The following is a 19,153-nucleotide window of genomic DNA, read 5'->3' on the forward strand; positions in this document are numbered from 1 at the left end:
ACCTTTGCCGGGTAATCCGCGTTACCCGGCCAGACTGAGATCGTCGACCTGGCTGACCGCCGTTAGCGGCCACGTCGGGTTCCAGCTGATGGCGCTATACAGGATTTTGCCTTCGTCTTTCAGCAGGCGAATGGTGTGATGTTCGTCCTGCCAGGACGCGCCCTGATCGGCGGTCAGCAGTTTATCCCCCAATTGCCACGCCCCGCTCAGCACCAGTACCATGCCACCGCGCGCGCCAAAAGTGGTAAACGTCCGGTCGGCAACGCGCACTTTGGCCTGGCAGCGCTCGCGTCGGGTCATGATATTGAGATCCATCGACATCTGCCCTTCAGAAAGCTGCGCCCGCACCATTTGTTCTCCGGAGAAACGGAACGGCTGAAATCGCTTTAAGGTGTGATGGAAGGCATTCCCGCCGTCAAGCGTCACTTCGCCGCCTTCAAGCAGCGTTATCACCCTGTCCACGCCGGGGAATGCAGAAAACTCACCGTTTCCCGCAATCGACGCGATACTGGCGCGCCAGTTGAAATCACGGGTGGCAGGCGGAAAACAGCAAAGCTCACGGGTTTCGCCCGCGCCATTTTTCCACAGACTGACCGGTATCTTGCGGATATCAAAGTATTCCATCATCACTCCTGAAGAACGACTCAGGCTGCTACGGCGGCAGCCATGCTTATTATCTTTTTTTCACCACACATAGAGTATCGGCACAAGACGCACAGAGCCTTAGCGGCTTTATGCACTTATTGCTGTAAAAGACCAGTAACGGTTTGATATCTGTAAAGAAAGAATCAAGGGATGTGCGAGGAGAATACCGGGAATGTGGCAACGGGCAAGGGGCAATAAAGAAAAACCGCCGGTCCTGCCCACCGCCTGTTATGGGCATGTGGGCAGGACCGGCGGTCTTTAATTCAGCTCGGCTGGAATTACTCAGCAGATGACTGCATCTTACCTTCTGGCGCGTGACGTTCTGTCAGACGCTTCTCAAAATTGGCATTAAATTGCTTTTTCTGTTCCGGGGTCAGGATGTTGTAGATCTTGTTCTGCGTTTCCATGCGGGAAACCGCCATGTCTTTGTGCTGGGCTTCCATTTTGGTCACCATCTCTTCAGCTTTCGCTTTATCGAAGGCGTCGCTGGCGATCAGGTTATGCATGGCACGACGTTCGTCGAGAGACGGACGCTGCATTTTGCCGCGCTGCTCTTTCATGATGTCGCGAATCTGCTGTTTCTGCGCGTCGGTCAGGTTCAGGCCTTTAAACATCATGTCGTGATGCATACCCGGCTTGCCTTTATGGTGCATCATCGGCGCGCTTTCAGTGGTGGTGGTCGTAGTGTCTGCGGCGTGAGCCAGGTTAGCAGCGCCCAGAGCCAGGGTAGAAGCGATAATCAAAGCAGTTGTCATCTTTTTCATAATATGTTCCTTACTTTCAGTTATTTTTTACGGCGTGTTGCCGTGTTGACGTGATTAACTTTACGGGCTTTAACGTCAATTAGTCAGAGCAAGCGTAAAACAGTGAAAGTATAAAAACCATTTTTTCGGCAATTGTGGAGGAAATAAGGAAAAAGTGTGGAGAGTCGCAAGAGAAAATAGATAACTGGCTGTTCTGGAAGAGATTATGAAGAAGTCTAACGCAATCCTGATTAATTAAAAAGCGGTTTATAAGAATACTCCGCAATTTCCGCTGTAAACACGTTTCGCCTGACAAATAAAAAAGGCGGCGATGAAGGAAATTCACCGCCGCTGTCATTTGATTCAGTCTTCACGTACCAGCATCAATCCGGCCCGAAGCCCGGGCGCAACGTTCGGATTGGGGAACAGAACGTACTCGGTGTCATGTTTCGCCAGCCAGCGCGTATCGCCCTCTTCCGCCAGAAGCGCACCAGCGGTGAAAGGTGTGAAGTTCAGGGTCTCAGCGGACATATGTAGCTGGAAGCGGTCGTCGTGGCGCGTGATTTGCTGCGCAACGCGATATTTCAGCGGCAGCGGCGCAGACGTTATCTCACCGCCGAGCAGCTGCGTCAGCGCGGCCTGCGTGGTTGCAAACTGGCTTAAATCGTTGTGGCCAAACGGCAGCGCCTTGCCAAGTTCCAGCGTGCAGGCGAACGCGCTAAAGCGCTCGGTGCTGTAATGGGTAAACGTGCCGCCGGGGCTTTGATGGAACACCAGCGCCTCCAGCCCTGCCGCGCCAAGCCAGTGCAGGAACGTATCGTCCCACGGCTCTTTGCGCATCGGCAGCACGCCAAAGCGCACATGATGCGAGCCGCGAATGGCGGTGTGCATATCGAGATGCCAGCGCAGGGAATCCAGCGGTTGCCAGAACTGGGACAGCGCGTGCTCGAGCCGCGCCGCGCGGGCCGTTTCCAGCGACGGCACAAACTCATGCCAGCGCCCACCGAACATCCGGTTCATATCACTGTGCAGATAACGTTTGTTGTCCACCAGCGCCGGAGGATTCCCCAATACCAGCAATAATCGCCAGCTCAGAACGATCTCGCCCCTGAACAGGCCGTTCAGCAGCGTATCGACCATTTCTACCGGCGCGGTTTCATTGCCGTGAATGCCCGCCGACAGCACCAGCGCCCGGGAACAGCTCGCGAACGGCGTCAGCTCCAGAATGCCGCGCTCGTGCCATTGCCAGTGAAACTGCGCCGTTTCGCCCCGCGTCTGCGCCGGGTTATCACCCGAGAGCGTCAGCGCCAGAAAGTCCTTCATCCTGCCTCCTTTACTGCTGGAACGGATACACCGAACCGAGATCCAGAATTTGCGTCAGCTGATCCAGCGCTTCGCGCCCTTCGCGCAACAGCTGCGGGTCAGCCAAATCCGCCTGAGTCAGACGATCGCGATAATATCTGTCGACCCAGGTATTCAGCGTATCGAACAGCGAATCGTTCATCAGCACCGACGGATTCACAGCCTGAAGTTCGGCCTCATTCAGCACCACTCGCAGCCGCAAACACGCCGGGCCGCCGCCGTTGGCCATGCTTTCGCGCAGATCAAACACCTTCAGTTCGTTAATCGGGTTGTCCTGCGCCAGCACGTCATTCAGATACGACCACACGCCCTGATGCTCCCGCGACTCCTGCGGCAGGACCAGCATCATGCTGCCATCGGGCTTGCTGAGCAGCTGACTGTTAAACAGATACGTTGAAACCGCATCGTTAACTGACACGCGGGAGGTCGGCACTTCCACCGGCGTAAAGCCTGGCACGCGCTCACGCAGGTCGGCCAGTAATTGTGGCTGATTCAAAAACGCCTGTTGATGACAGAACAGCACCTGACGGTTGCTGACCGCAATCACATCGTTATGGAACACGCCCTGGTCGATCACCGCCGGGTTCTGCTGAGCAAAAATAATCTGCTGTGGATTCACCTGGTTGAGCCGGGCCACGGCCTGGCTGGCCTCCAGCGTCTGGCGTGCCGGATAGCGCTGTGGCTGCTGCGGGCCACCCTCTTCTCGCCCGTACACGAACATTTGCAGGCCAGGCTGATGGTAATCGCCGCCGAGACGGTTATGGTTCGCCGCCCCTTCGTCGCCAAACATCGCCACCTGCGGCAATGCGCCGTGAACGGCAAACGCCCGCTCATCATTGAAAATCGCCCGCAGCACTGCTTCGGTGGTCGGCGCTTCGCTGGCACGGTGGAATTTGTTATTGAGATTCGCCACCGTCAGATGCACTTTGCCATCCAGCGCATCGGCCGACGGGCATACCGTCGCCGCATTCGCCACCCACATCGACGAAGCCGAACTCACGGCGGATAACAGCTGTGGCGATTGGGCCGCCGCTTTTTCGATGACCTGCTCATCGCTGCCAGTGAAGCCCAACTGGCGCAACAGCGGCACGTTCGGGCGCTCCTGCGGCGGCAGCACCGCCTGCTTAAAACCGAGATCCGCCAGCGCCTTCATCTTTAGCAGGCCCTGTTTCGCCGCCAGCTGCGGGTTCGACACGCGGAAACGGTGCTTCGTCGAGGCCTCATTACCGAACGACAGCCCGGCGTAGTGGTGCGTCAGCCCTGGCAGCCCGTCAAAGTTCACTTCCCAGGCTTTCATGATTTCACCTCAGCGGAAAAATCGAGGCCCGGATTGAGCGTGCCCGGCAGACTTAAGCCCGGAGATTCCAGGCTTGCCATCGGCCATGCGCAATAATCCGCGGCGTACCATGCGCCCGGACGATGGTTGCCCGAGGCACCGACGCCGCCGAACGGGGCCGTGCTCGCCGCGCCGGTCAGCGGTTTATTCCAGTTGACGATCCCGGCGCGCGCTTCCAGCAGCAGCTGATCAAATTTCTCACGCTCGGCAGACACCAGTCCGCACGAGAGGCCGTAGCGGGTGTTATTCGCCAGGGCAATCGCTTCATCAAAGGTGTCGTAACGCCAGACGCACAGCAGCGGGCCAAACACTTCTTCATCCGCCACGTTTTTCACTTCGGTCATTTCTACAATGCCCGGCGTCACTAACGACGTGCCGGGTTTCAGCAAACGCGGCTCCAGCAACGACACACCGCCGTTGGCGACGTGCTGCAGCCAGGCGGCACGCACATTCTGCGCCGCCTGCTCGGAAATAAGGCCCCCGATAAACGGTTGTGGCTCGGCGTTCCAGCTGTCAGGCACGATCCGACGGGTGACCTCCACCAGACGTTTCAGGAACGCGTCCCCGGCTTCACCGCGTTTCACCAGCAGCCGTCGGGCGCAAGTACAGCGCTGTCCGGCGGTAATAAACGCCGATTGCACCGCCACGTGAACTGCGGCATCAATATCCTGAGGTTCATCGACGATCAGCGGATTATTACCGCCCATTTCCAGCGCCAGAATTTTCTGCGGCTGACCTGCCAACTGGCGGTGCAGCGTAAAACCGGTGTTCGAACTGCCGGTAAACAACAGCCCGTCGAGATCGGCCTGCCCACTTAATGCTTCACCGACCGCACGCCCGCCCTGAATCAGGTTCAGCACCCCCGCCGGTAAACCCGCCTGCTGCCACAGTTTCACCACCGCTTCGCCGCTCATCGGTGTTAACTCGCTCGGCTTGAAAACCACGGTATTGCCCGCCAGCAACGCCGGAACGATATGCCCGTTCGGCAAATGACCAGGGAAATTATACGGGCCGAATACCGCCAGCACGCCGTGTGGACGATGGCGCAGCGTCGCCGCGCCGTCAGGCATTGGCGTTTCCTGTTCGCCGGTGCGGCTATGGTATCCCTTTACCGAAATGGCAATTTTGTTGATCATCGCGCCAATTTCCGTCGCCGCTTCCCAGCGCGGTTTGCCCGTTTCGCGGGCGATAACCTCAGTCAGCGCATCCTTGTTGCTTTCCAGCAGCACGGCAAATTTCTCTGCAATCTGCTGACGTGCGCTGAACGGCTGTTTTGCCCAGCCGGGGAACGCCGCACGGGCCGCTTTTACCGCCTCGGTTACCTGTTGTCCATCGGCGTCATTGCCCTGCCATACCACTTCGTGCGTGACCGGATTGGTTTTGCTGCGTGCCTCTGCGCGCCCGACGACCCAGTCGCCATTGATCCATAAACTCATGCTTTTTTCTCCTCAGGGCAAAGACGAACCAACCGTACGCGGTCGCCCGCGTGGCATTTCAGGGCATCGAGCTGTTTCGCGCTCAGCAACAGTTTGTCGGTGTGCGGATCAGCCTGCACCAGCATCGCGCGATAGTGCTCATACTGTTCATTGGCCACCAGACAAGTCGGCAACTCACCCGGGGCGGGCTGGCCTTCGCCCACTTCCATCAGGCGGCTTTTACGAATTGCGCGCACCCGGTCGATATCACACTCCAGCGTCGGGCCGCCGTCGAAAATATCGACGTAGTTACGATAGCGGAACCCTTCTTTTTCCAGCACCGCCCGGGCAGGTGCGGTTTGCGGATGCACTTCACCAATCACCGCCCGCGCTTCTGGCGAGAGGAAATCCGTGTAAATCGGATGTTTGGGCATCAGCTCGGCGATAAAAGCTTTTTGCCCGGTGCCGCACAGATAGTCCGCGCGGGCAAAAGGCATTGAGAAGAAGCGTTGGCCGAGGCTTTCCCAAAATGGGGAGTAGCCGTGCTCGTCGATCACGCCCCGCATCTCCGCCACCACTTTGTCATTAAAGCGGTCACGGAAGGCGGCCATAAACAGGAATCGGGATTTCGACAGCAGGTAGCCGTTGCCCTCTTTGCGCCATTCCGGGTCAAGGAACAGCGTGCAAAGTTCGCTGCTGCCAGTGTGATCGTTACTCAAAAACAGCGTCGGCAATGCGTTGTAAACGTTCAGCTCTTTCGACGCATGAACCTGGGTGCCGACGCGATAGTTGTACCAGGAATCATGCAGGCCGACCGCGACCTCGATGGCACAAATCCCCGCCACGCAACCGGTGGCGGTATCCTCCAGCACAAAAACGTAGCCCTGCTCGCCTTTTTCCAGGCTGCCATTCCAGGTGTTGATCGAGCGTTCGATACGCGCCGACAGCGTGGTTTCATCGGCAGGAAGCGACGTCAGGCCGCCGCCGGTTTTCCCTGCAAGCGCCAGCAGGCCGGACAAATCCTCGCGTCCGACCGGGCGGATAACCATCATGATGACACCTCAGAGACAAAGCGTTCACAGGTTTTGGCGAAACGGTCAAGACCCGCTTTCACCTCTGCTTCGCTGATAATCAACGCCGGGGCAAAGCGCACCACATTGGCCCCGGCGATCAGCACCATCAGCCCGTTTTCAGCGGCAAGCTGACTAATCTGCTTGGCTTTTCCGGCGTATTCTGCTTTCAGCACGCAGCCGATAAGCAGGCCCATGCCGCGCACATCGTCGAATAAACCAAACTGGGTGTTAATGGCGCTCAGGCGTTCGGTAAACCACTGGTTGCGTTGTTTCACGCCGTTCAGCACGTCATGCGTATTAATGATAGAGAGCACTTCTCCGGCGACTGCGCAGGCCAGCGGGTTGCCGCCGTAGGTGGTGCCATGGGTGCCGACGGTCATCACGCGGGAAAATTCCTCGCGGGCCAGCAGCGCGCCAATCGGGAAGCCACCGCCGAGTGCTTTGGCCGTCGACAGCACGTCCGGCGTTACGCCGTAATGCATATAGGCGTACAGCTCGCCGGTTCGACCCACGCCGGTTTGCACTTCGTCAAAGATCAGCAGCGCGTTATGGCGGTCGCACAGTTCGCGCAGTGCTTTCAGGAAGGCCGGAGTGGCAGGCACTACGCCGCCTTCGCCCTGAACAGGCTCGACAATCACCGCGCAGGTGTCATCGTTGATGAGCGCTCTTGCCGAGTCGATATCGTTATACACCGCGTGCTGAATTTGCGGCGGCAGCGGCGCGAAATCCTGCGAATACGAAGGCTGACCGCCCGCGCTGACGGTAAACAGCGTGCGGCCGTGGAAGGCGTTTTTGAAGGCCACAATGCCGCTTTTCTGCGGGCCAAATTTGTCGTGGGCGTATTTACGCGCCAGTTTCAACGCCGCTTCGTTGGCTTCCGCCCCGGAGTTACAGAAAAACACTTTGTCGGCAAAAGTGGCGTCAATCAGCTGTTTTGCCAGCTTCAACACCGGTTCGTTGCTGTAGCCGTTGCCGGTATGCCAGAACTTTCCGGCTTGTTCGGTCAGAGCGCGGATCATCGCCGGATGCGCATGGCCCAGGGCATTCACCGCGATCCCGCCCGCAAAATCAATGTACTCTTTGCCCTGCTGATCCCACAGGCGAGACCCTTCTCCACGTACCGGAATAAAAGGCGCCGGGGCGTAAACCGGCATCATCCAATCGTCAAAATTTGCACGCGTAACTGACTGAGACATAGCAACCTCTTCTTCCGGTAAACACAACGTTATTGTGATGTTAATAAATATGAGCACTTGTGCTGTAAATGTATATTGCAGGCATCGTGCCAGCCAGCGACAAAAGTGCATAAACGGAAGTGGGTAACTAAATATCAATAACTTACAACGTATCGCTATTCACCATTAATGCATATAAAGTGAATGGAAACCGATTTCAGCGCCATTAGAAGCTCTAATAAGAGCAACATTATGCATTAGTAAATCTTAATTCGTGATTTGTGAGGGCTGCGACATTTGTCGTAAATTTCCGCCCCAAAACGGGGCGTCGTGCGCCAAAAAGGCGCATCGCTGGAAGATAAATCGGTCATTAAAACGCCAGACCGCCATTCCGTTTGCACCTGGCGAACCCTGTTTGTCGCCCTTCTCCCGCTGCACTACGCTCAAGAGGTTTAATTCACTGGCAACCCGGCGAGGAACCCTATGCGGATTTTTGATGCGGTACTGATTGGCGCGGGCCAGGCGGCCCCGTCTTTGGCGGTTGAACTGGCGGCGCGCGGTCAGCACGTCGCGCTGATTGAAGGCAATATGTTTGGCGGTACCTGCGTCAACTTCGGCTGCACGCCGACCAAAACCCTGCGCAAATCCGCGCGGGTGGCGCACATGGCGCGTCGGGCCGCGGATTTTGGGGTGATAACCGGGCCGGTGAGCGTTGATTTTTCCGCGGCGATGGCGCGGATGCGCGCCCGGGTAGAGACCTCGCGCAGCGGGCTGGTCCTGTGGCTGGAAGGCACCGACAACGTAGAAACGATCCACGGCTGGGCGCGTTTTGCCGGGCGCGACGGCGAGCGTTTTCTGCTTGAGGTCAACGGCGAAACGCTGTCTGCCGCGCAGGTGTATCTCAATACCGGCACCCGGGCGTTTATCCCGTCGCTTCCCGGCCTGGAAAGTGTGCCATATCTCGATAACGCCAGTCTGCTGGCGCTGACTGAATGCCCGAAGCATCTGGTTATTCTCGGGGCCAGCTATATCGGGCTGGAGCTGGGGCAAATCTTTCGCCGCCTTGGCGCGGAGGTGTCGATTATTCACCGTGCGGATCGCATTGCCGAGCGTGAAGACGCCGACGTCAGTGAGCAGATTGCCGATTTCCTGCGCGATGAAGGGATTACGTTTTATCTCAACAGCAGCATAAAAAGCCTGGCACCCGCCGCAGACGGGCTGAGCGTTCAGCTCGCGGACGGCCATGAACTCAGCGCCAGCCATCTGTTAATCGCCACGGGTCGCCAGCCTAATTCAGAACGACTGAATCTCGAGGCCGTCGGGATTGAAACCGACGCGCGAGGCTTTATTCGCACCGATGCGCATTTCAACACCAACGTCGCAGGCATAAAAGCGCTGGGCGATATCAACGGGCGCGGCGCGTTCACCCACACCAGCTATCACGATTTCCAGATAGTGCTGGCAGAAATTGACGGCCAGCAGCCCGACGGGCAATGGCACGACGCGGACAGGCGCGCACTGAGTTACGCCATGTTTACCGATCCGCCGCTGGGCCGGGTGGGCATGACGCTGGCGCAGGCCCGTGAGCGCGTGAAAGAAGGGGCACAGATTCTGGTGGCCGATTTCAGAATGGCTGACGTCAGCCGGGCAAAAGAAGAGAGCGAAACCTACGGCATGATACGCCTGATTGTTGATGCGCAAAGCGAACGTTTCCTCGGAGCGGCCATTCTCGGTATCGGCGGGGATGAAATTATTTCGGTGATTTCAAACTTTATGGCATCAGGCGCCAGCTACCGCCAGATGCTCCAGGCGCTGCCAGTACACCCTACCGTAGCGGAATTTTTCCCGACGGTGTTGGCAAGGCTTAAACCGCTGAGCTAGAAACAAGTTTGATTTTAAGTGCTTTTTATCGCAATAACCCTCCCTCTATTGTGATTAATCGTCGTAGATTTGACTATCTGGAGTAACGCTTGAGGGATTAAGAATGTACTACCCGAATTCAGTAACGTGGCCCGAAACAAAAGAGGGAGGGTTACGGCGGTTGCGGCTTGGCGAAATTAACATGGCCAGCACACTATATGGCTTCACCATTCACTACAACTACGTGTGGGTGCATTTAGAAAGCTATCTTCCCTTCAACACACAAAACACATTGCAGGCCATGTTGCCGAACGGTGAAATGTGGTTTCGGTCTGATCTCTATCAGCCCGATTTCGCCATTGCCGATGTGTATTACAAGCATCTTTTCCTGCATGAAATGATGCACGTCTGGCAGCATCAGCGAGGGATGATGGTTCGTCTGCGGGGATTAATGTCCTGGGCTGCGGATTACACCTACAGCCTGGATAAAGCTACCCTCCTCGAGTACAGCCTCGAGCAACAGGCCAGTATTGTGAGTGATTATTGGGTGCTTGTTCATTATGGTTTTTACAAAACGACTGCCCGTATTGCGTATCGCGACTACGACCCGTCTGAACCGGCGCATTTGCTCATTGCGAAGTACAAAAAGGTACTTGGGAGCTTCCCACAATGAAGCGCGTATTACTGATTGTCCCCGTGGTAATGATGCTTTCGGGCTGTCCGGGCAAAGGCAACATTGTTGAGAAACGCGGGATCAGCGTAGACCATGCGCATGTCTGTTTCAGCATCGATAAGAATGATGTTTTGACCACGTATTACCTGTCCTCAAATGAAGGCGTCGAAAAAGAAATCATGGCCTCCGATTCGCGCAAGCCGGTTTCGCTTTCGTACCCCGACACCTGCTTCAACATTGCTCTTAAAAAGGGCTATCAATACGGGGCTTATTACACCCTGAACAACAAACCATATCGTTATGACTTCTTCATAGACAACAACTGGAATGTCGTAAGCAAATAAGGCAATCCAATGTCTTTACCAGCCTATTTATTTATGATGAAAATGGAATGCATCTGAACGGCGGCGGTCTGTTAACAGGACGTGAGGGCGCTATAGAGGTAATGAGTAGCAGTTATGGCGTAAGCCAGCCGGTCGACGCCAGTACCGGTCGTATGGGGGGAGTGCGACATTTCCGCTGCTCTCTCAGCAGACCATAATCGCCGAGCATCTGTCCGCTGCGTGCCAGGAGCAGACATTACCACCGTCACGATATGTTAATAAATGGGCAGTAAATTCGGCGCAGCCTGTGGTAATTTGGACTAAATATCACAACTAAAAGGAATCCCGATGCTTACTGTATGGGGTCGAAAAACGTCTTCGAATGTTCAGGCTTTGATGTGGTGCGTTGGAGAAATGGAATTGCCGTATGTCAGGCACGATTTAGGGCATAAGTACAAAGGAACCGAGACTGATTCTTTCTATTCGCTTAACCCAAACAGGACCATTCCGGTTCTGCAGGATGATTCTGCTCCGCCTCTGTGGGAAACGGGAGCAATTCTCCGTTATTTGGCTAATCGCTACGGAGCAGAAAACTTCTGGCCTTCTGATGACACGAAAAAAGCTAACGTTGATAGATGGGCTGAATGGTCAAAAATTAATGTCGCGATGGCTTTTACCGCTCCAGTATTCTGGCGTGTTGTCCGGACTCCGGAGAAAAATCGAGACGAAAATGCAGTCAGAGAAGCGATGGTGAAATTAGAGAGAAACCTTTTAATTGCAGAAGCACAGCTCGAAAAGCACAGCTTTCTGGCTGGCGATAATTTCTCTCTGGCCGACATCCAGTTTGGTCATGTGTTATACCGCTATTACGACATAGATGTAGTCCGAAAACCTTTGCCCAGACTACGTTCGTATTATGAAAATATAGCCTTGAGACCTGCTTTCCAAGAGCATGTCATCGTATCCTATGAAGAGCTTCGCGCTTAGCCGCCCCGGTCTGATGCAAGCAATTGTGTGCCAAGAGCGGACGGTGCTGTCAGTTCAGTATATTAATCAATATAGGGATTATTGGTCATTACCGACCCAAACCAATGCCATGCCTTCGCTTGCCGGCCGAACATTTTTAAAACCGAATTTTTCATATAATTCGGGAACGTCGGCCATGAGGGTAATATAGGCACCCGGTGACACATGTTTTTCAAACCAAGACATTAAATTTTGCATAATCTTTCGCCCGAGACCGTTTCCTTGATGATCCGGGTCAACAGCAATATCGACAATCTCAAAATTCAGGGCACCATCACCGATGATGCGCCCCATCCCGATGATTAGCCCAGCATACTCAATATGAACCCCGTAACAACTTCCAGGAAGTGCACGTTCCGCGGCATCCAGGGGACGAGGTGTTAAGCCAGATATGACGCGCAAACGACAGAAATCTTCTGCAGATGGAACTGTGTTAACAAAAACGTATTTCTGATGCATTTTCCAATTCCAGGATAGAGGGCTACTTTTCGAATTTAACAATACACTAACATAAATGAGATCTAAAAAGTGTATCGCTATGACTTCGCTAGTCATCTGGCAGCGGCCAACTTCCGCTCCTCGCTCATACCAGACCCTATCACCAACAACCTCCGGAAACACACTTGTTCGCCCCCACCCTTCGCAGTAATCTCGCCCGGCATCTGCAAAATCAGGTGCCTGGATTAGCCTCCTGATTTAAACTTGTTGGCGACACAATGGCGCTTCGCGCCTTTTTTGTGTCGTGCGCACGGCTGCACTCCAATGGTGGGCCGGGCGAGGGCGTCGCAAGACGCGCCGGTTCCCAACAAGGCCGGTAAGGCTAACCTCTCCTGGTCCGCCACCCGCGAGATTAGCCTCTCCGCTGGCGGTATTTAAATACTACTTGTTGGAGTTCAAACTATGACTACCCTTCTTCCCCCAGACGGCGATTTACTGACTATCCCCTTTAGCGCCTCAACCGATTTTCTCGATCTGGCCGACTGCTGCGACCGCTTTGCGGCAACCCTGATTGAATGCGATAGCGACGATAACGTTTATAAGCTGGCGCTGTTAGGCCGCCTCAGCAGCTGCCTGGCATTGCTTGCCCCGACGCTGAACGATGCCATTCCGCCGCATCTGGTTGAGCGTCTGACCGTCGATAAACTGCCGGAGCCACAACCCTATTGCGACCCCGATCACGAGGCGCTGTGTGAGTACTGCCAGACGCTGACGCAGTTGCTGTCCCAGCAAGCATTGCTGCCTGATGCGGAAAGAACGTTACGCGCATTATTGTGCGAGCTGGTATGGATGTTCGCGGCAGATATGAAAGCGCCGCGCTGGGAGCGTCAGTCAGCAGAACACTGATGGGATAACGGAGGGGTTGTGTCAGCGCATCGAGTGGGCACAACCCTTTTGCAGGGTAAGTATCCTCGAGCACGTTTTAAATTTAGCTTCTTAAATTCAGTTTTGACTCACCACGCTTTGGCCCGCAGTGAATAGAGTCAAATGAGGTTCTTGCACTGTACAGCCGTTTATTGAATTGCCCAGCGGGGCTGTATTTTTCAGGCTAAGTGCTGATTTTACACCCGGCCTTTACAATTTATTACGTTATGTTTCCAAGTGACACGCACAGTGAATAGGATTATTCTGGTTCCCGCATTTTTTTAACTCTTTGAGAACATAATGAATAAAACAACATTTGCAGCAATAATTCTTTCTTCAATGCTTCTTGGCGGTTGTGCTTCGGTCCCTTTGGCAAGTGATGCTGAGAATGCGACAGCTAAAGCATTCCCTGCGCCAGAAAACGGTAAGGCTGGTCTATATGTGTACAGAGACAGTTTTGCCGGAAAGGCGTTAAAAAAAGATGTTTATCTTGATGGACACTGCCTTGGAGAAACTTCCGACAGAGTCTTTTTCTATCAGCAAATCTCAACCAGTCAGTCGCATATGTTGGGTACAGAATCCGAATTTTCTCCAAATAATCTGACGCTCAATGTGGTCCCTGGAAAGAACTACTTTGTTCGTCAATATATTAAAATGGGCGTTTTCGTCGGCGGTGCTGGGCTGGAAAATGTTTCGGAGACCGAAGGTATGCGCGTGGTTTCCAAACCCGAAGTTAAGTTAGCTGTTCCTGGTAAGTGCGATAACTAATCGTCTACAATTTTTGCCTACTGGCATCCAGCCCGCATTCGCGGCTGGATGTTGTTGCGCAGCTGATACGTCCGCTGCGTAAAATCTGTTGCCGCCACATTTATCGGGCTTTTTCGCGTAAATTCGGCCACTCACCTAACGAGAGTAAATCACGGCGCCTGACCGGGGTGTGAAATTCTGCTAACATCCGTGCATCATTCACCTTGCACAGTGGCAGCGACTATGAAATTTCTTTCTTTTAATATCAACGGCCTGCGCGCCCGCCCACACCAGTTACAAGCCATCGTCGACAAGCACCAGCCAGACGTTATCGGCCTGCAGGAAACCAAAGTTCACGACGACATGTTCCCGCTCGAAGATGTCGCGAAGCTCGGCTACAACGTGTTTTATCACGGTCAGAAAGGCCATTACGGCGTGGCGCTGCTGACCAAAGAGACGCCGATCTCCGTGCGTCGCGGTTTCCCGGGCGACGATGAAGAGGCGCAGCGCCGCATCATCATGGCTGAAATCCCTTCCCCATTCGGCAACGTCACGGTGATTAACGGCTACTTCCCGCAGGGTGAAAGCCGCGACCATCCAACCAAATTCCCGGCCAAACAGAAGTTTTACCAGGACCTGCAAAATTACCTCACCAGCGAACTGAAGCCGGAGAACCCGGTTCTGATCATGGGCGACGTGAACATCAGCCCGACAGATCTGGACATCGGCATTGGTGAAGACAACCGCAAACGCTGGCTGCGTACCGGGAAGTGCTCATTCCTGCCGGAAGAGCGCGAGTGGATGGATCGCCTGATAGGCTGGGGCCTGGTGGACACCTTCCGTCATGCGAACCCGGAAACGCAGGACCAGTTCTCGTGGTTTGACTACCGTTCAAAAGGCTTTGATGACAATCGCGGCCTGCGTATCGACCTGCTGCTAGCGAGCCAGGGTCTGGCGCCGCACTGCATTGAAACCGGGATCGACTACGAAATTCGCAGCATGGAAAAACCGTCTGACCACGCGCCGGTGTGGGCGACATTTAAGAAATAATCCCTGCTTCGCCTGACGTTATCTCAGACGTCAGGCGTTTTTGTTTCGACAATCGCCACGCGTAGCGCCTTTACTTGCGTGATATCAAAGACGTGGCCCGCCGGGCACAAGGTAAAATGCCGCCTCCTGAATGCCCCTCACACTCCACGGAGAACACGGATGCCAAAGAAGCCCTGAAAAGGACAGAATGTAAGCTGCTCCTGCTTTTACTTCTCTCCGGCATTGTGCTTTTCGTTGTTCATCATAGCGGCCTCGCCGCGCTGTTTACGCCTGCCGATACGGCTGAACGAGGCCCGCAGTGACGCGCGTCTGGCGTTCCCGCGCTGTGCTGTTGCTGGCTGTCTGTCTAATGCTGGGCGCGTACCTGCTGTTCCCTGGCGTGAAAGCCTTTGTTGATGGCAGCTTCGCGGCCTTTGCTCGTCTCGACAGCGCCGACCTGGAACGCTTCATTCAATCCTGGGGCCCGCAGGCCGCCACCGTTTCCTTCTTTTTGATGATCCTGCAGGCCATTGTCGCCCCACTCCCCGCCTTTTTGATTACCTTCGCCAACGCCTCGCTGTTTGGCGCTTTTTGGGGCGGCGTGCTGTCGTGGACCAGCGCGATGGCGGGCGCGGCATTATGCTTTTATATCGCCAGGATCCTCGGGCGCGGCGCGGTAGAAAAGCTGACCGGCAAAACGGTGCTCGACAGCATGGACGCGTTTTTCAATCGCTACGGAAAACACACGATCCTCATTTGCCGCCTTTTGCCCTTCGTGCCATTTGACCCGATTAGCTACGCCGCCGGGCTGACGTCGCTGCGGTTTCGCACGTTTATGCTGGCAACCGGGCTCGGTCAACTGCCCGCCACTGTCGTCTATTCCTGCGTCGGCAGCTGGCTGACGGGCGGTACGTACTGGCTGGTCACCGGGCTGTTGACCCTGTTCGCCCTGGCTATCCTGATGATGATGGCTAAAAAATTCTACGCTGAACGCCAAAAGAGGTCCCGATAATGCGCCTGCTCTCCCGCCGTTTGTTATGGATAACCCTGCTCGCCGTCAGCCCGTGGGCGATGTCGGCCCAAAGCTGGCAGCAAACCGAACACGAGGCTCGCGGACAAACTGTGTGGTTCAACGCCTGGGGCGGGGATCGGGCAGTAAACCGCTATCTCGACTGGGTCAGCGACGAGGTGAAGCGCGACTACGGCGTTAATCTCAAAATTGTGCATCTGGCCGATGCGGCAGATGCGGTGAAACGCATTCAGACCGAAGCCCGCGCCGGGCGTTCGCACGGTGGCTCGGTGGATTTGCTGTGGGTTAACGGCGAAAACTTCCGCACGCTGAAAGAGGCAAATTTACTCCTGACCGGTTGGGCATCACGGCTGCCAAACTGGCAGTATGTCGACCTGCAAAAGCCGGTGCTGGAGGATTTTTCCATCCCGACAGACGGAGCGGAATCCCCGTGGGGCAGCGCTCAGCTTACGTTTATCGCCCGCCGCAGCCAGACGCCGCAACCGCCCGCATCGCCGCAGGCATTGCTGGATTTCACCACTGCGCACCCTGGCACCGTGACCTATCCGCGTCCGCCGGATTTCACCGCCACCGCGTTTCTGGAACAGCTGCTGTTGAATCTGACCACCCAGCCTGATGTGTTAAAGCAGCCGCCAAACGGCGCCACTTTCGCCGCCGTCACCGCGCCGCTGTGGGCGTATCTTGATAAACTGCACCCACATCTGTGGCGTAACGGCAGCGATTTCCCTGCTTCTCCGGCCCGGATGGACGCAATGCTGGCCAACGGCACGCTGCGTCTGTCGCTGACCTTCAACCCGATGCACGCCAGCCAAAAAGTCGCCAGCGGCGAACTGCCCCATGACAGCTACAGCTTCGGCTTTAGCCAGGGAATGCTCGGCAACGTGCATTTTGTGACAATCCCGGCGAATGCCCGTGCGGTGGCTGGCGCGCAGGTGGTGGCGAACTTCTTACTGTCACCCGCGGCCCAGCAGCGCAAAGCCGACCCGGCTGTATGGGGCGACCCGACGGTGCTGGACAAGAACAAACTCCCGACGCCGTGGCCTGCCACACAGTCGGAAAAAATGCCGCCGGTGCTGGCTGAACCGCACGCCGCCTGGGTTAACGCGCTGGAGCAGGAATGGCTGCGCCGCTACGGCACGCACTGACGGCGCTGCTGTGGGCGGCGATGGGGCTGATTTATTTGCCCCTGCTGCCCGCTGCCGTTCAGCTGCTGATGCCCGCGCTGACGCTCGCCAACTGGCAGGCGCTGTTGGGCGACCCGCAGCTTCCGCAGGCGGCACTGGCGACGATGATCTCTACGCTTATCGCCGTCATCGGTGCCTTCGCCCTCGCGCTATCGGTGGTGGCGGCGTTATGGCCCTCTCAGCAATGGCAACGTCTGGCGGCCCGCCTGCCATTGCTGCTCGCCCTGCCTCATGTGGCGTTCGCCAGCGCGGCATTACTGCTGTTTGCCGAAGGCGGCTGGGTGTTCCGCCAGTTCCCACAGATTACGCCGCCGATTGACCGCTACGGGATCGGGCTGGGCCTGACGCTGGCGGTGAAAGAGAGCGTGTTTTTGCTGTGGGCGATATATGCCCTCGCCGGTGAAAAAGGATTAGCAGAACAGTGCCTGACACTGCGCAGCCAGGGTTACGGCCGCTGGCAATGCGTGGCATGGATTGTGCTGCCCCGTTTGCTGCCGCAGCTACGTATTGTGCTGCTGGCGACCGCCGCCTGGACTCTCTCTGCCGTCGACGTGGCGCTGATCCTCGGGCCCGGCAACCCGCCGACGCTGGCGGTGCTGGCCTGGCAGTGGCTGTCTCAGGGGGATGCCTTGCAGCAGGCGCAAGGCTCGCTGGCGTGCCTTCTTCTGTTGCTGATGCTGGCGGCGCTGGTGCTCATCGCCCATCTGCTGTGGCACGCCTTCCGCGCCAGAACACCTGACTTTCAGGGTATTCGCCACCCGCAGCCGCTGGCATTACCGGGTAAAATACTGGCCTGGCTACTGCCGCTCAGCGGCGTGCTGTGCGCGGTTACGCTGGTGCTATTTTCCGACAGCGAACTGGCGAATATCGACAGTATCAACAACAGTCTGTGGCTGGCGCTGGGCACATCGTTACTGAGCCTGATTCTCTGTTTGCTATGGCTGGAATATGGCCCGCAGCGCTTAACGACGTGGATTTGGCTGCCGCTGGTGCTGCCCGCGCTGCCCCTCGCCGCCGGACAATATCAGCTGGCGCTGCTAAGCTGGCAGGACGGCGAATGGCTGACGGTGCTGTGGGGGCATTTGCTGTGGGTAGTGCCGTGGATGCTGTTTATTCTGTTGCCCGCCTGGCGACGACTCGACCCGCGTCTGCTGACGCTCGCCCGCACGCTCGGCTGGCGTCGCTGGCGCTGCTTCTGGCAGGTGAAAACCCCGCTGCTGCTGCGCCCGATCCTCGCCGCGCTGGCGGTTGGCTTTTCCGTCAGCATCGCGCAATACTTGCCGACGCTGTGGCTCGGGGCCGGGCGCATTACCACCCTCACTACCGACGCCGTGGCGCTCAGCAGCGGCGGCAGCACGCCGATGCTCGCCACTCAGGCGCTATGGCAACTGCTACTGCCTGGCTGTTTTTTCCTGCTCATCGCCCTGCTGTTACGCGGGTTGGGCCATTATCGACAAGGACTCCGTTAATGCTGAAAGTGGATGGTCTGACGATGACACATCGCGACAAAACGTTGCTCAACGGCGTGGATTTTAAGGTGCAAAATGGCGAAATCCTGACGTTGATGGGCGTGTCCGGGAGCGGAAAATCGACGCTGCTATCCTGGATGGTGGGCGCGCTGGACGGCGCATTTCAGGCTTGCGGCCAACTGTGGCTGAACGAGCGACGTTGTGACACCTTGCCCACCGAAGCGCGGCGCATCGGCATTCTGTTTCAGGATGCGCTGCTGTTTGACCATTTAAGCGTTGGGCAAAATCTGCTGTTAGCGTTGCCCGCCTCCGTGCCGCGCCAGCAGCGGCGAACCCTGGCCGAGGCCGCACTCGACAGTGCAGGTTTAAGCGGGTTTTATTCACGCGATCCGTCCACGCTTTCTGGTGGGCAGCGAGCGCGGGTGGCACTCCTGCGTTCCCTGTTAGCGCAGCCCGACGCGCTGTTGCTGGACGAACCGTTTAGCGGGCTGGATGCCGCGCTTCGCGACAGTTTCCGTTCCTGGGTATTTGCCGAAGTGAAACAGCGCAATATTCCGGTGATCCTGGTGACGCATGACGTGGCCGATATCCCGGCCGATGGCCGCTGTCTGCGGCTTGAAAGCTGGGGCTAAACTGCGCCAGCGCAAGGATTTTCCCAAAATGAGGGTTCAGAATGGCGCTTCTTTTTTCTTCTGACGGGC

The 19,153-nt window shown here is 56.3% G+C and carries 20 protein-coding genes; 12 read left to right on the forward strand and 8 right to left on the reverse strand.

Features of this window, described 5'->3' with window-relative positions:
- Positions 1-21: 21 nt before the first annotated feature.
- The 7 genes from ves to astC all read right to left on the reverse strand — a co-directional run bounded on the left by ves (position 22) and on the right by astC (position 7,770).
- Positions 22-624: an environmental stress-induced protein Ves gene (gene ves / locus MUU47_RS17535; protein ID WP_258989441.1), complete on the reverse strand. Its 603-nt coding sequence runs from the start codon at positions 622-624 to the stop codon at positions 22-24.
- Positions 625-923: 299 nt separating this feature from the next.
- A complete protein-coding gene (gene spy / locus MUU47_RS17540) occupies positions 924-1,409 on the reverse strand; it encodes an ATP-independent periplasmic protein-refolding chaperone Spy (protein WP_258989443.1) in 486 nt (161 codons plus the stop codon).
- Positions 1,410-1,751: 342 nt separating this feature from the next.
- Positions 1,752-2,711, reverse strand: coding sequence for a succinylglutamate desuccinylase (gene astE, locus MUU47_RS17545; protein ID WP_258989444.1), 960 nt, complete (start codon positions 2,709-2,711; stop codon positions 1,752-1,754).
- 10 nt (positions 2,712-2,721) lie between these two features.
- Positions 2,722-4,047, reverse strand: coding sequence for an N-succinylarginine dihydrolase (gene astB, locus MUU47_RS17550; RefSeq protein ID WP_258989446.1), 1,326 nt, complete (start codon positions 4,045-4,047; stop codon positions 2,722-2,724).
- Positions 4,044-5,522: a succinylglutamate-semialdehyde dehydrogenase gene (gene astD / locus MUU47_RS17555; RefSeq protein ID WP_258989447.1), complete on the reverse strand. Its 1,479-nt coding sequence runs from the start codon at positions 5,520-5,522 to the stop codon at positions 4,044-4,046. The genes astB and astD overlap by 4 nt, the downstream gene beginning before the upstream one ends.
- Complete coding sequence (astA, locus tag MUU47_RS17560; RefSeq protein WP_258989449.1) at positions 5,519-6,553, reverse strand: arginine N-succinyltransferase; 1,035 nt, start codon at positions 6,551-6,553, stop codon at positions 5,519-5,521. The genes astD and astA overlap by 4 nt, the downstream gene beginning before the upstream one ends.
- Positions 6,550-7,770, reverse strand: coding sequence for a succinylornithine/acetylornithine transaminase (gene astC / locus MUU47_RS17565; RefSeq protein WP_258989452.1), 1,221 nt, complete (start codon positions 7,768-7,770; stop codon positions 6,550-6,552). The genes astA and astC overlap by 4 nt, the downstream gene beginning before the upstream one ends.
- Positions 7,771-8,079: 309 nt before the next feature.
- Between astC and MUU47_RS17570 the strand changes: the two genes are divergently transcribed.
- The 5 genes from MUU47_RS17570 to MUU47_RS17590 all read left to right on the forward strand — a co-directional run bounded on the left by MUU47_RS17570 (position 8,080) and on the right by MUU47_RS17590 (position 11,592).
- Positions 8,080-8,205, forward strand: coding sequence for a hypothetical protein (locus MUU47_RS17570; RefSeq protein WP_258989454.1), 126 nt, complete (start codon positions 8,080-8,082; stop codon positions 8,203-8,205).
- A 27-nt stretch (positions 8,206-8,232) separates the two neighbouring features.
- The gene (locus MUU47_RS17575) at positions 8,233-9,630 is read left to right on the forward strand and encodes a mercuric reductase (protein WP_258989455.1); all 1,398 of its coding nucleotides are present in this window, start codon (positions 8,233-8,235) and stop codon (positions 9,628-9,630) included.
- Between the two features lie 181 nt (positions 9,631-9,811).
- Positions 9,812-10,282: a type IV secretion protein Rhs gene (locus tag MUU47_RS17580; protein ID WP_258989456.1), complete on the forward strand. Its 471-nt coding sequence runs from the start codon at positions 9,812-9,814 to the stop codon at positions 10,280-10,282.
- On the forward strand, positions 10,279-10,626 hold the full coding sequence (locus MUU47_RS17585; protein ID WP_258989457.1) for a putative T6SS immunity periplasmic lipoprotein: 348 nt from the start codon (positions 10,279-10,281) through the stop codon (positions 10,624-10,626). The genes MUU47_RS17580 and MUU47_RS17585 overlap by 4 nt, the downstream gene beginning before the upstream one ends.
- Before the next feature lie 327 nt (positions 10,627-10,953).
- Positions 10,954-11,592 (forward strand): glutathione S-transferase family protein, encoded by a 639-nt coding sequence (locus MUU47_RS17590; RefSeq protein ID WP_258989458.1) that lies wholly within the window; start codon positions 10,954-10,956, stop codon positions 11,590-11,592.
- A gap of 78 nt (positions 11,593-11,670) precedes the next feature.
- Here MUU47_RS17590 and MUU47_RS17595 read toward each other — a convergent pair whose 3' ends face one another.
- Positions 11,671-12,090 carry a GNAT family N-acetyltransferase gene (locus MUU47_RS17595; protein WP_258989459.1) on the reverse strand — a complete coding sequence of 140 codons (420 nt, stop codon included), beginning with the start codon at positions 12,088-12,090 and terminating at the stop codon, positions 11,671-11,673.
- A gap of 441 nt (positions 12,091-12,531) precedes the next feature.
- Between MUU47_RS17595 and MUU47_RS17600 the strand changes: the two genes are divergently transcribed.
- The 7 genes from MUU47_RS17600 (at position 12,532) to MUU47_RS17630 (ending at position 19,084) form a co-directional block, all read left to right on the forward strand.
- A complete protein-coding gene (locus tag MUU47_RS17600; protein ID WP_258989460.1) occupies positions 12,532-12,975 on the forward strand; it encodes a hypothetical protein in 444 nt (147 codons plus the stop codon).
- A gap of 318 nt (positions 12,976-13,293) precedes the next feature.
- Complete coding sequence (locus tag MUU47_RS17605; RefSeq protein ID WP_159465852.1) at positions 13,294-13,761, forward strand: DUF2846 domain-containing protein; 468 nt, start codon at positions 13,294-13,296, stop codon at positions 13,759-13,761.
- 222 nt (positions 13,762-13,983) lie between these two features.
- Entirely contained in the window at positions 13,984-14,790 is an 807-nt protein-coding gene (gene xthA / locus MUU47_RS17610) for an exodeoxyribonuclease III (protein ID WP_258989461.1), read from the forward strand.
- Positions 14,791-15,139: 349 nt separating this feature from the next.
- Positions 15,140-15,781 carry a TVP38/TMEM64 family protein gene (locus MUU47_RS17615; RefSeq protein WP_258990545.1) on the forward strand — a complete coding sequence of 214 codons (642 nt, stop codon included), beginning with the start codon at positions 15,140-15,142 and terminating at the stop codon, positions 15,779-15,781.
- A complete protein-coding gene (locus tag MUU47_RS17620) occupies positions 15,781-16,944 on the forward strand; it encodes an ABC transporter substrate-binding protein (RefSeq protein WP_258989462.1) in 1,164 nt (387 codons plus the stop codon). The genes MUU47_RS17615 and MUU47_RS17620 overlap by 1 nt, the downstream gene beginning before the upstream one ends.
- A complete protein-coding gene (locus MUU47_RS17625) occupies positions 16,917-18,452 on the forward strand; it encodes an ABC transporter permease subunit (protein WP_258989463.1) in 1,536 nt (511 codons plus the stop codon). The genes MUU47_RS17620 and MUU47_RS17625 overlap by 28 nt, the downstream gene beginning before the upstream one ends.
- The gene (locus MUU47_RS17630; protein ID WP_258989464.1) at positions 18,452-19,084 is read left to right on the forward strand and encodes an ATP-binding cassette domain-containing protein; all 633 of its coding nucleotides are present in this window, start codon (positions 18,452-18,454) and stop codon (positions 19,082-19,084) included. The genes MUU47_RS17625 and MUU47_RS17630 overlap by 1 nt, the downstream gene beginning before the upstream one ends.
- Positions 19,085-19,153 lie beyond the last annotated feature (69 nt).

Source organism: Scandinavium hiltneri (genome assembly GCF_024764835.1).
GTDB classification, from domain to species: domain Bacteria; phylum Pseudomonadota; class Gammaproteobacteria; order Enterobacterales; family Enterobacteriaceae; genus Scandinavium; species Scandinavium hiltneri.